Below are 13,722 nucleotides of genomic sequence, written 5' to 3'. Positions count from 1 at the left end.
TCCTCCTAAAGCGTCATGTCTCCATCCCGGGAGCCCATGTTTCTAATCAATGAGGCCAACTGGTCAGCACTTTCGGCCCAGGAAAGTGGCGTAAAGGAAGTTGGGCTGATGTGAGTGGATGGCGCAAGCAGCCACTCGGCCACTGCCGACGGCCAGGAGGGTGGCGCATCATTGTCCAGATAGTACGGATAGTCGCCCATGATCTCCCGGAATACTGGCAGTGAACGTGCGATTACCGGTAGCCCGTGATGGGCTGCCTCTAAGAGCGGTAGGCCATAGCCTTCTCCTTCCGATAGGGCCAGAAGGGCCGTACAGCAGGAGTACAAGGCAGAGAGTTCGTTGTCTTCAGCATCATTGAGCCAGAACAGGCGGCGTCCTGTTTCCTCGTGCTTGGTCAGGCGATTTGCCAATGCCTCGTCTGACCAACCACGTCGGCCTACCACGATGAGGTTGATGTCGTGCCCTGCACTCCATAGAAATTCGCATATACGCAGAGCGTGTTCGTGTCCTTTGCGGGGTTCCAGGGTGCCGACGACCAGCAGGCTGGGGCGTTCATGCAATGAGGCGCTGACCGAAGCGCGGATGGCTGAAGCCTCAACGGGCCGATCTACGAAGGTTGCACCCAATGTGAAATGGGTAACTGCTGGCCTGACTCGGAATTGGTAATCGGCGGATCCTTCGTCCAGCCAAGATGAGAGGTCGCTCGCAGTCGTAGCTGAAACGCACGCTATGTTGTCGGCAAGATAAGCAACATTGCGTAGCCAGCGGTCGAAAAGTTCGCATGAGTGAGGATGGAAGCGCTCCGGCATCCTCATGGGGAGCAAATCATGAACGACAAAGCAAGTATTGATGCCGCCGCGCCGCCACTCTTGCAAGCGGGAACGACCTGCATTAACGGCTTCCGGAGCCCAGTCGAGCCCTACGAATGTGTCACCTGGATATGCGCACGCGATACCCTTCAGGCTGGTGATCCCTTCACCTAAAAGGAGGGAGGAGAAATCACCCGCGTAGTGATAAAGGCCATCCTGAAGCCTTATGGGGGCGATCCGTGCATCGGTAGGTGCTTGGCGCAGCCATTCGCCCAGGATGCTACGGGTAACGCGATGAGTGCCGGTGCCGATATCGCGAATCGCGATGCTGCTGACATCAACTAACCATTGGGGCGGTCTCGGCGGCGTGCGCATCATGCAGAGGGAAAAGGCGACTTGTGCAAGGTCGTCTCGCGCGGGCGTGGCCGGGATGGCAGCGATGTCGGCGATTATTTGGTCTTCCTGGATGCCGATTGGGTCGCCGGGCAATGTGAATGAGCGGTTGCGTCGTTCGTGTAGTGCTTCTAAACCGGCGAGCGCGCGCTTCGCAACGGCATCCCAGGTGAAGTCGGCAGCGCGGCGCAATCCGTGTTCACGCAGCTCCTGGGTGAAGCCGCCATCGGTAAGTGCTAACACCATGCGGGCGCAAAGGTCGTGGCTATCCGTGGGCGAGAAAAGCATGTCGTTGCGGCCCGCGACCTCGGGCAGGCTCGTGGCGTGACTGCATAGTGTCGGCGCACCACAAGCCATGGCTTCTATCACCGGCAGGCCGAAGCCTTCCATGAACGAGGGGAAGACAAACAAGGAGCATTCGCTGTACAGGGCTACGAGGTCGGTGTCACTCACGCGACCGGTTAACACAACTTCAGGTGGTACCAAGCCGATGCGCGAGCATGTCCTGGATATCTCCTTTTGGGCTTCGCGGTGGTCGCCAACCAAGACCAATTGATATCCACGGCGGATATCGACGGGTAGCTGCGCAAAGGCTTCCAATAGCAAGGAAACGTTCTTGCGTGGATCAAAGCCGCCGTTGTAAAGGATGTAGGAAGAGTGGATTCCGAACAGATCGAATAGCTTGCGCTTTTCCTCGGTGTTGAGCCGGGCGGGCCGAAACATTGCATCGACTCCCGCGCCAATCACCGAGATGCGCGACGGATCAATGTCCAGCTTTTCGGTGGCGTCCTTGGCGCTCCATTCTGAAATCGAAAAGAGAGTATCTACGTCAGCCAGATAGCTGGCTCGGCGTCGATGCCATAGCTTCATCAGGGTGCCAGGAAGGTGGCCCTCTGGATCGTGCAGCGGGATCAGGTCGTACAGGGTCGCTGCGCTCGCCGTGGATGGCTTGCGATCGGGAATGACCGCGTCTTCGTCGTATCCCTCGAAAAGACTGTGATGCCACACCACATCCATGCCCAGAGAATCGATTCCTTGCCTAAAGAGGCGCGAGGTCGCTCGATTCAGCCAGTTATTCGCCGTCATGTTCGCAGACGTGCCGTACGGCAATCGCAGGTAATGGAAACGGTCTTTGGAAACACAAGGGCGGAACTCGGCAATCACGTCGTCAATGGCTTCGTCAAGCGGAGATGTCACCATGAGGTGCACATCGTGTCCGCTTGCCTGCCGCAACAAGGCCTTCGTTACTTCTCGGGTAAAACGACCAATGCCGCGGCGCCGGCTTTGGGTTTGGGCGCCCTGTAGATCAAGAAGAATTTTCACCTCTTTCGGCCCGTGTGAATCAATGTGAGCAGTTTCTGATGGATTTCTATGGCGGCGTGGGGGAGTTGCTTCTCGCCGACCTTGAGTCCTGATGGGCGATAAGCTTCAGTGCTTACTCGGTTCCTGATCCACATATCCAGTGCGGGTAGTGCAGCGAGGGCGCGAATGGCCAGTCGCTTGAAAAGCGCATTACGGGCAATAAGTGCTTTGATCGAAGATATTGGCATGAGGAGGCCGAAACGCATGGTCAGGGAAGTAGCGTCGAGAGTTTCTCGCGCGTGCTTTGTAGCGAGAAGTGCCGGAGGACAATTTGACGCCCATTGTCCGACAAGCGGTGCCAGAGCTCAGGGTCTTCATGCACGCGGACGGCTGCTTCGGCGATCATGGTGGCGTCCGTGCAGATCAGGGCATCCAGACCTGGGCGCAAATGCATGCCTTCGGCGCCGCTGGGCGTGGTCACTACGGGGAGGCCATGAGCTAGAGCTTCGCTGACCTTGCCCTTGACGCCTGCGCCAAAACGAAGGGGGGCCAGGCTGACGCGGCAGGATGACAGAAGGGAGACAAGCGAAGGGACGTGTCCGTGGAAAATCACGCCTGGATAGGCATGGGGATCGATCCTTAGCGCTTCGGCCAATCCGGGGCCAACCATGTGCAATTGCACATCGCCGAGCCGACTGCGGATCATTGGGAAAATATCGCGAAGCAACCAGTCGGCTGCATCAAGATTTGGCGGATGGCGCCCTCCTCCCACGAATATGAAGCCACGACGTCCGGCAAAAGGAGTGACGTCTTCTGGCATTGCATGTAGGTTGGGGATTACTTCAATGCACGTGCCTGGAGCCAGCTTTTGCAGGTAATTCCTTTCGGCAATGCTCACGACCCACGAAACATCTGCCAGCTGGATGGCCTTCAGCTCGCGTCGGCGTGTTGCAACTGCAGCGGCACGAAGCCCCTTGTTTGACCGTAGTTCGGCCTCTCTCAGTTCGCGCAAATGGTGCAGGTCCACTGTATCCAGGATATGCAAGCAATGCGGCAGCATCCGGCGTAGCAGCGGTAACCAGGCCAGGCCGAGATGATAACGGCAGACGATGGTTGCGCAGTAATCGTCCGGGTTTTCGCTCAGCCAGCGCGGGTCGGAGCCCGCGTAGGGGGAGGTGTCGATACCCAGGGCGCGTAGTTCATCGATTTCGTCCCTTGCAGGCATGCGTCCCTCGCAATGCAAGGTCACCGCATAGCCAAGCGACACTAGTAGGCGCATCAGGTTCTGGCAGCGTACCGAGCCGGAGTCGCGGTCAGGGCGAGGCGGCTCAATGTCGACGATCAGGATGCGACGACCAGATGCCATGTGAGGCGAGTTGGTTGCGATCTCAGGTCTTGCCAGAGGGTGTTTCTGGAGCTCTGGCATAGAACGGGGGCGTATCAGATCAGCGAGTCCCCGGGAGTGCAGTGCGATTCGTCCTCTGTGAAACCGGGAGAGGAGGCGGCGCCATTGGAACGCCAGATAAACGCACAGATAATCCGCAAGCGACATCCGGCCATGCTTGTGCGGAGTGGGACCATGGAGCATGCAGGTTGAGCTAGACTCGCAAGAATTTCCATTCTCGCACACCCGTGGCGTACCGCGCAGAAGAAGGTTTTGACAACAAGACAGGCGACGGGCCGCCGGAAGCTCGGGATTGGCGTGATCGTCTGGTTCTCTGGGGCCTGGCGGCGCTGGCCCTGGCGCTGGGCTTTCTGATCCCCTACACGCTGTACCTGAACGGACAGGTCACCCAGCGCTTCGGCGAGCTGCGCTGGCAGATCCCCACCCGCGTGTATGCGCGGCCGCTGGTGCTGGTGCCGGGCAAGGCGCTCGACGCCAAGACGCTCAAGACCGAACTGGATGCGGCGTCCTACCGCGACGACGGGGTAGGCAAGCTTCCCGGCACCTACCAGCAGGACGGCGGCCGGTTCGTGATCTCCAGCCGGGGCTACGTCGACGTGGACGGGCGCGTGCCCGCGCGGCGCATCGAGGTCGGCGTGGGCGGCGGCAACGTCGCCGGGTTGCGCGATGCCGACAGCCGCAAGAGCCTGAAGAGCGCGCGCCTGGACCCGGCGCGGATCGCCACGCTGTACGGGCAGAAGCAGGAGGAACGCCGGCTGGTGCGCCTGGAAGAGGTCCCCGAGCTGCTGGTCACCGGGCTGCAGGCGGTCGAGGACCGCGATTTCAACTACCACCACGGCATCGACCTGAGCGGCATGGTGCGCGCGCTGTGGGTGACGGTGCGCAGCGGCGGCCATACCCGGCAGGGCGCCAGCACCCTGACCCAGCAGCTGGCGCGCAGCGGCCTGCTGGGCATCGGCAAGGAGCAGACGCTCACCCGCAAGTTCAACGAGATCCTGTACGCGCTGATCATGGAGGCGCGCTACGACAAGCGCACCATCCTGGAGGCTTACCTCAACCAGGTCTACCTGGGCCAGCGCGGCGGCCAGGCGGTGCACGGCATGGCCTCCGGCGCCGAGTTCTGGTTCGGCCGCCAGCTGGGGTCGCTGACCACCGAACAGGTGGCGCTGCTGATCGGCCTGGTGAAGGGCCCGTCCTACTACGATCCGCGCCGCTATCCCGAGCGCGCCCTGGACCGGCGCAACTTCGTGCTGGAGAAGCTGCACGAGAACGGCCTGATCGACGACGCCGAGTACAAGCGCGCGCGGGCCGCGCCGCTGGGCGTGCCGGCCGAGCCGGGGCTGGTGGCCGCCAACCGCTTTCCGGCCTACATCGACCTGGTGCGTCGCCAGCTCGCCCACGACTACCCGGAAAGCGCGCTGCAGGGCGCGGGCCTGAGCGTGCTGACCGGCATGTCGCCGTCCGCCCAGGCCTATGCCGAGGGTGCGGTGATGCGCACGATCAAGTCGCTGGAGAACAAGAAGCGTCCGCCGCTGCAGGCCGGCCTGGTGGTGACCGACGTGCACAACGGCGACGTGCTAGCGGTGGTCGGCAGCCGCGACGTGTCCACGCCCGGGTTCAACCGTGCGCTCGAGGCGCAGCGGCCGGTGGGGTCGCTGCTCAAGCCCTTCGTGTACCTGCTGGCGCTGGCCTCGCCGGACCGCTGGTCGCTGGCCAGTTGGGTCGACGATTCGCCGGTGACGGTGCAGCTCAGCCGCGGCCGTACCTGGTCGCCCGGCAACGCCGACAACCGCAGCCATGGCACGGTGCGGCTGGTCGATGCGCTGGCGAATTCCTACAACCAGGCGACGGTGCGGGTCGGCATGCAGGTCGGGCCCGAGCGGATCGCGCAGCTGATCAACGTGCTGGCGGGCCTGAAGGCCGACAGCAACCCGTCGCTGATCCTGGGCGCCACCGACCAGAGCCCGTATGCGATGGCGCAGCTGTACCAGTTCCTCGCTTCCGGTGGCGAGATCCAGCCGCTGCACGCGGTGCGCGGCGTGCTGGACCCGCAGGGCAAGCTGCTCAAGCGCTACGACAAGACCCCGGCGCCGGCGCAGGAGGGCGATTCGATCGCGGCCAACCTGATCGGCGTGGCGTTGCAGCAGGTGGTCAGCCATGGCACCGGCCGCGCGTTGCTCGGCGACGGCCTGGGCCGGCTGTCGCCCGCCGGCAAGACCGGCACCTCCAACGACGGCCGCGACAGCTGGTATGCAGGCTATACCGGCGACCATCTGGCGGTGGTCTGGATGGGCAACGACCAGAACGCGCAGACCGGCCTGTATGGCGCCACCGGCGCGATGCGCGTGTGGGCGGGCATCTTCGCGCGCCTGCCGAGCGCGCCGCTGCGGGTCAACGGCAAGGGCCTGGACTGGCAATGGATCGAGCCGGCCGGTTCGGGCGCGACCGATCCGTCGTGTCCGGGGGCGCGCCAGTTCCCGTTCGTGGCCGGGTATGCTCCCGCCCATGTTCCGTGCAGCGCCGGGATGGCGCCGCCGGCGGAAGAAGCCCAGGGCGAGAGCGGCGGCGGTTGGCGCAGCTGGTTCGGCCTGGACAAGAAGGAGGCGCCGGCGCAGCCCGCCTCCGAAGCTCCCCCACGAGGCCAGTAGTCCATGTCCAAGCTGCGTTATGCCCTTGCCGTCGCCGTTTCCGCCGCGCTGGCGGCCTGCACCAGCACGCCGCCCCCGCCCCCCGCGCCGGTGGCCACCGTCACGCCGGCCCAGCGGATGGCCGAAATCGAAAAGATCGCCGGCGTCGACGATACCGAGCTGACCGTGCAGCCGTTGCGCGACCCGCAGGTCGACGACTTGCGCGAAGCGGCCGGGTCCAAGCGCACCGCCGGGGACTTGGCCGGCGCCGCCACGGCGCTCGAGCAGGCGCTGAAGCTGGTCCCGAACGATCCGGGCGTGCTGCAGGAACGCGCCGAAATCGCGCTACTGCAGCAGGACTACGCGGGCGCCGAGCGTTTCGCCAAGCAGGCGGTCGACCTCGGTTCCAGGACGGGCCCGTTGTGCCGGCGCCACTGGGCGACGATCGAGCAGGCGCGGCTCGCGCGGGGCGAGAAAGAGAATGCGGCATCGGCGCATGCGCAGATCGAAGGATGCACGGTACCGGGGATCAAGCGTTATTGATGATGCTGGGTTTCGGGACCGGGACCCGGGTCCCGGAAGAGCGACAAGCTCACTTCGGATCGCGTGCTGTTGTGGGAGGGACTTCAGTCCCGACAGGCTTTACCGGCCCTCTGTCGGGACTGAAGTCCCTCCCACAGAAAAAAAGCAAAAATCGGGGCAAAAAGCTTAAAAACACTTGACAGGTAATCGAGGCCAAAGATCCTGTTTTGGAGCCCCGAGCCCCGAGCCCCGAGCCCCGAGCCCCGAGCCCCGAGCCCCGAGCCCCGAGCCCCGAGCCCCGAGCCCCGAGCCCCGAGCCCCGAGCCCCGAGCCCCGAGCCCCGAGCCCCGAGCCCCGAGCCCTTGAATGTCGCAACTCGCCACCGCCAGCCGTGAAGCGCTCAGCGAAGGCGGTGCGCTCGCCAATCGTCTCGAGGCGTTCGTCCCGCGCGCCGCGCAACTGCGCCTGACCGAGGCGATCGCCGATGCCTTCGACCAGCGCGACGTGCTGCTGGCCGAGGCGGGGACCGGCACCGGCAAGACCTTCGCCTACCTGGTGCCGGCGCTGCTCTCGGGGCTGAAGACCATCGTTTCCACCGGCACCCGCGCGCTGCAGGACCAGCTCTACCACCGCGACCTGCCGCGCGTGCGCGGGGCGCTCGGCGTCGGCCTGCAGACCGCGCTGCTGAAGGGGCGCGCCAATTACCTGTGCAAGTACCGGTTGCAACAGGCGCGCGGCGAGCCGCGCTTCGCCTCGCCGGAGCAGGTCGCGCAGTTCCAGCGCATCGTCGCCTGGAGCGGGCGCACCCGCGCCGGCGACATGGCCGAACTGGAGGCGCTGCCGGACGATTCGCCGTTGCTGCCGATGGTGACGTCCACCGTCGACAACTGCCTGGGGACCGATTGTCCGTTCTGGGACGAATGCTTCGTCGTGCAGGCGCGCCAGCGCGCCCAGGCGGCCGACCTGGTGGTGGTCAACCATCACCTGCTGCTGGCCGACCTGGCGCTCAAGCAGGAGGGGTTCGGCGAGATCCTGCCGGGAGCGCAGGCGTTCGTGATCGACGAGGCGCACCAGCTGCCGGAACTGGCGGCCAACTTCTTCGGCGAAGGCTTCGGCATGCGCCCCTGGCAGGAACTGGCGCGCGACTGCCTGGCCGAGGCGCGGCTGGTGGCGGGCGCGCAGTCGGCGCTGCAGGAGCCGGTGCGCCTGCTCGACGAGGCGCTGCGCAGCCTGCGCACCGCGATGGAAGGCCTGCCTCCGCGCGGCACGCAGTGGCGGGCGCTGGCCAAGCCGGACGTGCGCGACGGCTTCGATACGGTGATGTCGGCGTTGGCGCAGTTGGGCGAGGCGTTGAAACCGCTGCGCGACGCCTCGCCCGGCCTGGATGGCTGCGCCGCGCGGGCGGTCGAGGCGCTCAATCGCCTGTCGCGCTGGTTGGGCGAAGAGCCGGGCCCGGCGGTCGAGAGTCCGGGGTGGGACATGCCCGCCGCGGATGGCGGGCCGGTTTCTCCGGAGTCCCAGGCTTCTGCCTCCGATGCCGATGTCTTCTGGTACGAGCTGACCCCGCGCGGCTTCCGTTGCCAGCGCACGCCGCTGGACGTCTCCGGGCCGCTGCGCGAACACCGCGAAAAGACCCACGCGGCCTGGGTGTTCACCTCGGCCACGCTGGCGGTGGACGGCGATTTCCAGCACATCGCCACGCGCCTGGGCCTGCACGATCCGATGACGCTGCTGCAGCCGAGCCCGTTCGACTGGGCGCGGCAGGCGTTGTGCTACCTGCCGCCGGGCCTGCCCGATCCGGCGGCGCGCGGGTTCGGCACCGCCCTGATCGCGACGTTGCGGCCGGTGCTGGAAGCGTCCGAAGGCCGCGCGTTCCTGCTGTTCGCCTCGCATCGTGCGTTGCGCGAGGCGGCCGAAGCGTTGCGTGGCGGGCCGTGGCCGCTGTTCGTGCAGGGCGAGGCCCCGCGCGCGACCTTGCTGGAACGCTTCCGCGCTTCCGGCAACGGCGTGCTGCTCGGCAGCGCCAGCTTCCGCGAAGGCGTGGACGTGGTCGGCGAGGCGTTGAGCGTGGTGGTGATCGACAAGCTGCCGTTCGCCGCGCCGGACGACCCGGTGTTCGAGGCCCGGCTGGACGCGATCCGGCGCGAAGGCGGCAACCCGTTCCGCGACGAACAGTTGCCGCAGGCGGTGATCGCGCTCAAGCAGGGCGTGGGGCGGTTGATCCGCAGCGAGCACGACCGCGGCGTGCTGGTGTTGTGCGATCCGCGCTTGCTGTCCAAGGGGTATGGGCGCAAGTTCCTGGACTCGCTGCCGCCGATGCCGCGGACCCGCGATATCGCCGAGGTGAGAGGGTTTTTCGGTTGGCAGGATGCGGGACAGGAGCCCCGGGACCCGGCCACGCCCCGGGACGGCGCGGACTTGCCGTAGGGCGCTTGGCGAGGGACCGAGGCCAGCCGCGCCCGTCCCGGGGCCCGGGCCCTCGATGCTAAGCTTTGCCGCTTATTCGGATCCCGGCTCCATGAACGTCCTCGCCTTCGAAACCTCCACGGAAGCCTGTTCGGTCGCCCTCCATGCCGGCGGCCGGACGCTGGAGCGGTTCGAGGTCGCCCCGCGGCGCCATGCCGAGCTGGCATTGCCGTGGGCCGAGCAGCTGTTGGCCGAAGCCGGGCTCGCGCGCGCGCAGCTGGACGCGATCGCGGTCGGCCGGGGTCCCGGCGCGTTCACCGGGGTCAGGCTGGGGATCGGACTGGCGCAAGGCATCGCCCTGGCGCTCGACCTGCCGCTGCTGCCGGTGTCCACGCTCCAGGTGCTGGCACTGCGCGCGCCGGCCGATGCGCCGCGCGTGCTCGCCACCATCGACGCGCGCATGGGCGAGGTCTACGCGGCCGCGTACGAGCGCCGCGACGGCGTGCTCGTGGCGGCATCCGACGAGGTGGTGCGCGCGCCGGAGGCGGTGACGCTGCCCGGTGCGGACGATGGCTGGCATGCGGTCGGCACTGGCCTGGCCGCCGCCAACGGCGTGCTGGCCGAACGCCTGGCCGCGCGCCTGGCAGGCGTGGACGCACGGGCCTTGCCGCATGCGGCGGACCTGCTGGCATTGGCGCTGCCCGCCTTCGCCCGTGGCGAGACCGTGGCGCCGGAGAGCATCGAACCCGCCTACCTGCGCGACAACGTCGCGCTCACGCTGGAGCAGCAGCGGAAAAGCCGGGATTCGGGATCGGGGCTCCGGAATTCGTGAAAGCGGCATCCGCGAGGCTGCTGTTCCGCTTCCCCGAACCCCCCTCCCGGCTTCTTCAGCGGTCGTCGCGCAACTCGCCGCCGGGCAGGAACAGCCAGGTGCGGGTGACCTGCAGGATGTCGACGCCGTCCTCGGTCTTGGGCAGCGGCGGGAATGGCTGCGCCAGCTGCACGATGCGCAGGGCGGCCGAATCGAGCATCGGCGTGCCGCTCGAGACCAGCACGCGGCTGCTTTCGATGCTGCCGTCGCGGCGCACGCCGACGGTGATCACCACGCGCCCGCCGAGGCGGCGCCGGCGCGCTTCGTCCGGATAGTTGAGGTTGCCCACCCGCTCGGCGCGGTCCACCCAGGCGCGCAGGTAGTTGGCGTAGGCGTACTCGCGGGTGCTGGCCGAGACGAACTTGCGGTTGGGGCGCTTGGCATATTGCTCGGAGCGCAGGTGGACCTCGGCGGCCAGGCGCGCCATCTCCGCGTCGCGTCGTTCGCGCTCGGCATCGGCCGGCGTCGCCGGCCGCTCGGTTTGGGGGCGAGGCTGCGGCGCCGGCATCGATTCCTCGCCATGCCGGCTGCTTACCACGCGCGCCTGCGGCGCAGGCGCCTGCGCCGCGGTCGTGGCCTGCTGCGGCTGCGGCGCCAAGCCGGCGTGCGGCTGCGGGACCACGCCCGGCTGGCTGTCGCGCGGGCGCTGCGCCTTGTCGCTGTCGCCGCCGCCCTGCTGGTTGGCCTGGGCGAGGAAATCCGCCTGCCTGGGCGTCAGCGGCGTGCTGGTCTGGCTGAAGATCACGTCCAGCGTCGGCACCAGCGGCGCCTCGTCGCTGACCGCGAAGCCGACGCCGAGGATCAGCAGGCCATGCACCAGCAGCGACAGCGCCAGGGTCGCGATCAGGCGCTGGCTTGCATCGATGCGGGGCGCTGCGACCGCGGCGCTCATTGCGGACGGCCGGCCTCGATCGCGTCGAACAGCAGCCCGGCGATGTTCAGGCCGAACTGCGCGTCCAGTTCGCGCACGCAGGTCGGGCTGGTGACGTTGACCTCGGTCAGGTAGTCGCCGATCACGTCCAGGCCGACGAAGCGCATGCCGCGCCGCTTCAGTTCCGGACCGACCTGGGCGGCGATCCAGCGGTCGCGCTCGCTCAGCGGGCGGCCCTCGCCGCGGCCGCCGGCGGCGAGGTTGCCGCGGAACTCGTCGCCCTGCGGGATGCGGGCCAGGCAGTAGTCCACCGGCACGCCGTCGACCAGCAGGATGCGCTTGTCGCCGGCGCTGATGTCCGGGATGAAGCGCTGCGCCAGCGCGAGCTTGCGGCCGCCGTCGGTCAGCGTTTCCAGGATCACGTTCAGGTTGGGATCGCCGCCGCCGCTGCGGAAGATCGAGCGCCCGCCCATGCCGTCCAGCGGCTTGAGCACGGCTTGGCCGTGCTCGCGCACGAACGCCTTCAGCGCGGCGGCGTCGCGGCTGACCAGGGTCGGCGGGCAGCATTGCGGGAACAGCAGCGCCGCCAGCTTCTCGTTGTAGTCGCGCAGGCCCTGCGGGTCGTTGACCACCTCGGCGCCGGCGCGCTGCGCCACGGTCAGGACCTGGGTGTCGTAGATGAATTCGGGATCGACCGGCGGGTCCTTGCGCATCAGCACGACCTGGCCGGGGCCGAACGCCAGTTCGGCGAACTCGCCCAGGGCGAACCAGCCGGCCTTGTCGTCCTTGACCGACAGCGGCGCGACCTGGGCCACCGCCACGCCTTCGCGCAGCGCCAGTCCGCCGGGGCGGACGTAGTGCAGGCGGTGGCCGCGGCGCTGGGCCTCCAGCAGCATGGCGAAGGTGGTGTCCTTGGCGATCTTGATGCTGGCGATGGGGTCCATCACCACGATGACGTCGAGCGGCATGGGGGAAACCTGGCAGAGAGGCGCCGATGTTAACGGTTGCCGCGGCGGCGGTGCGATCCGGAGGGCCGCCGCCGCCGCCCGGAACCGCGAACCCGGTCGCAGCGGGAACCGCTTCCAGGTGCGACGTTCGTCACGCGCCCTTGACAGCATGCGCCGGTGCTGGGATATAGATGCCGTTTCGCAGTGGCGCCGGAGGGATGAAGCGCCACGCGCCCCGGGGATATTGGAATGACAGAAAACATTGCTGCGGGCGGGGAGCTCGCAGGACTCAGAGTGATGGTCATCGACGATTCGAAGACCATCCGCCGCACCGCCGAGACGTTGCTCAAGCGGGAAGGGTGCGAGGTGGTCACGGCGACGGACGGCTTCGAGGCGCTCGCCAAGATCGCCGACCAGCAGCCGCAGATCATCTTCGTCGACATCATGATGCCGCGGCTGGACGGATATCAGACCTGCGCGCTGATCAAGGGGAACCAGCTGTTCAAGTCGACGCCGGTGATCATGCTGTCATCCAAGGATGGTTTGTTCGACAAGGCGCGTGGCCGCATCGTCGGCTCCGAGCAGTACCTGACCAAGCCATTTACCCGTGAAGAACTGCTGAGCGCGATCCGCACATACGTCAACGCCTGACCAGGGGGGAAGGGCAACAACATGGCTCGAATCTTGTTGATCGAGGACTCGCCCACCGACAGGGCGGTCTTCAGTCAGTGGCTTGAAAAAGCCGGCCACCAGGTGGTGGCCACCGATAACGCCGAGGACGGCCTCGAGCTGGCGCGCGGGCAGGCACCGGACCTGGTGCTGATGGATGTCGTGCTGCCCGGCATGAGCGGTTTCCAGGCAACGCGCGCGATGGCGCGCGACGAGGCCACCCGCCACATCCCGGTGCTGATCGTCAGCACCAAGGGCATGGAGACCGACAAGGCCTGGGGCTTGCGCCAGGGGGCGGCGGACTACTTCGTCAAACCCCCGCGCGAGGAAGACCTGATCGCGCGGATCAAGGAATTGGTGGGCTGATGCGTTCCCCGTTCGAGATCCTGGAAGGCTACGAGCGGCGCAGCCTGGCGCACGCGGTGCAACTGCCCGAGAAGCAGTTCGCCGCCGACCTGTGGCGCGGCGTCGGCTACCGCGTCGGCACGCGCCGGCTGGTGTCCGACTTCCGCGAGGTGGTGGAAATCGTGCCGATGCCGCCGGTGACGCCGGTGCCCGGCGCGCAGCCGTGGCTGCTGGGCGTGGGCAACCTGCGCGGCAACCTGTTCCCGGTGGTCGACCTGAAGCAGTTCATGGAAGGCCGGCGCACCGTGCTGCACGAGGGCCAGCGCGTGCTGATCATGCGCCAGGCCGGCGGCGACGTCGCGCTGACCATCGACGAACTGTACGGGCAGCGCAGTTTCGAGCAGGCGCAGGCGATCGAGCCGGGCGAACTGGCCCAGGGCCGCTACGCGCACTTCATCGACCGCGCCTTCCGCAGCGACACGCAGGAGTGGGGCGTGTTCTCGCTCTCGCTGCTGTCGCGCACCCCCGAATTCCGGCAGGCCGCCGCCTGAGCGC

At 67.0% G+C, this 13,722-nt stretch carries 11 protein-coding genes; 7 read left to right on the top strand and 4 right to left on the bottom strand.

The window, feature by feature from the left end:
- Positions 1–5: 5 nt before the first annotated feature.
- Together FD678_RS03130 and FD678_RS03125 are read right to left on the bottom strand one after the other, a co-directional pair.
- On the bottom strand, positions 6–2,525 hold the full coding sequence (locus tag FD678_RS03130) for a glycosyltransferase family 4 protein (protein ID WP_140719159.1): 2,520 nt from the start codon (positions 2,523–2,525) through the stop codon (positions 6–8).
- 247 nt (positions 2,526–2,772) lie between these two features.
- Positions 2,773–3,870: a glycosyltransferase family 4 protein gene (locus tag FD678_RS03125; RefSeq protein WP_218569462.1), complete on the bottom strand. Its 1,098-nt coding sequence runs from the start codon at positions 3,868–3,870 to the stop codon at positions 2,773–2,775.
- Positions 3,871–4,136: 266 nt separating this feature from the next.
- Between FD678_RS03125 and mrcB the strand changes: the two genes are divergently transcribed.
- The 4 genes from mrcB to tsaB all read left to right on the top strand — a co-directional run bounded on the left by mrcB (position 4,137) and on the right by tsaB (position 10,296).
- The gene (mrcB, locus tag FD678_RS03120) at positions 4,137–6,557 is read left to right on the top strand and encodes a penicillin-binding protein 1B (RefSeq protein WP_140719155.1); all 2,421 of its coding nucleotides are present in this window, start codon (positions 4,137–4,139) and stop codon (positions 6,555–6,557) included.
- A 3-nt stretch (positions 6,558–6,560) separates the two neighbouring features.
- A complete protein-coding gene (locus FD678_RS03115) occupies positions 6,561–7,079 on the top strand; it encodes a tetratricopeptide repeat protein (RefSeq protein WP_140719153.1) in 519 nt (172 codons plus the stop codon).
- Positions 7,080–7,424: 345 nt separating this feature from the next.
- A complete protein-coding gene (locus FD678_RS03110) occupies positions 7,425–9,485 on the top strand; it encodes an ATP-dependent DNA helicase (protein ID WP_140719151.1) in 2,061 nt (686 codons plus the stop codon).
- Positions 9,486–9,576: 91 nt separating this feature from the next.
- A complete protein-coding gene (tsaB, locus tag FD678_RS03105; protein ID WP_140719149.1) occupies positions 9,577–10,296 on the top strand; it encodes a tRNA (adenosine(37)-N6)-threonylcarbamoyltransferase complex dimerization subunit type 1 TsaB in 720 nt (239 codons plus the stop codon).
- Between the two features lie 55 nt (positions 10,297–10,351).
- Here tsaB and FD678_RS03100 read toward each other — a convergent pair whose 3' ends face one another.
- Positions 10,352–11,227, bottom strand: a complete 876-nt coding sequence (locus FD678_RS03100) for an energy transducer TonB family protein (protein ID WP_140719147.1) — start codon at positions 11,225–11,227, stop codon at positions 10,352–10,354.
- Positions 11,224–12,174 carry a glutathione synthase gene (gene gshB, locus FD678_RS03095; RefSeq protein ID WP_140719145.1) on the bottom strand — a complete coding sequence of 317 codons (951 nt, stop codon included), beginning with the start codon at positions 12,172–12,174 and terminating at the stop codon, positions 11,224–11,226. Before gshB ends, FD678_RS03100 begins: the two co-directional genes overlap by 4 nt.
- A gap of 228 nt (positions 12,175–12,402) precedes the next feature.
- Between gshB and pilG the strand changes: the two genes are divergently transcribed.
- The 3 genes from pilG to FD678_RS03080 are packed head-to-tail and all read left to right on the top strand — an operon-like array spanning position 12,403 to position 13,718.
- Positions 12,403–12,804, top strand: coding sequence for a twitching motility response regulator PilG (gene pilG / locus FD678_RS03090; RefSeq protein ID WP_057646033.1), 402 nt, complete (start codon positions 12,403–12,405; stop codon positions 12,802–12,804).
- A 21-nt stretch (positions 12,805–12,825) separates the two neighbouring features.
- A complete protein-coding gene (locus tag FD678_RS03085; RefSeq protein WP_140719143.1) occupies positions 12,826–13,188 on the top strand; it encodes a response regulator in 363 nt (120 codons plus the stop codon).
- Positions 13,188–13,718, top strand: a complete 531-nt coding sequence (locus FD678_RS03080) for a chemotaxis protein CheW (protein ID WP_140719141.1) — start codon at positions 13,188–13,190, stop codon at positions 13,716–13,718. The genes FD678_RS03085 and FD678_RS03080 overlap by 1 nt, the downstream gene beginning before the upstream one ends.
- Positions 13,719–13,722: the final 4 nt, after the last annotated feature.

It is taken from the genome of Pseudomonas sp. Hp2, assembly GCF_006386585.1.
In the GTDB taxonomy this organism is placed as follows: domain Bacteria; phylum Pseudomonadota; class Gammaproteobacteria; order Xanthomonadales; family Xanthomonadaceae; genus Pseudomonas_S; species Pseudomonas_S boreopolis.
Note: the sequence above shows the minus strand (reverse complement) of the source record. Positions and strands in the feature narration are given on the sequence as shown.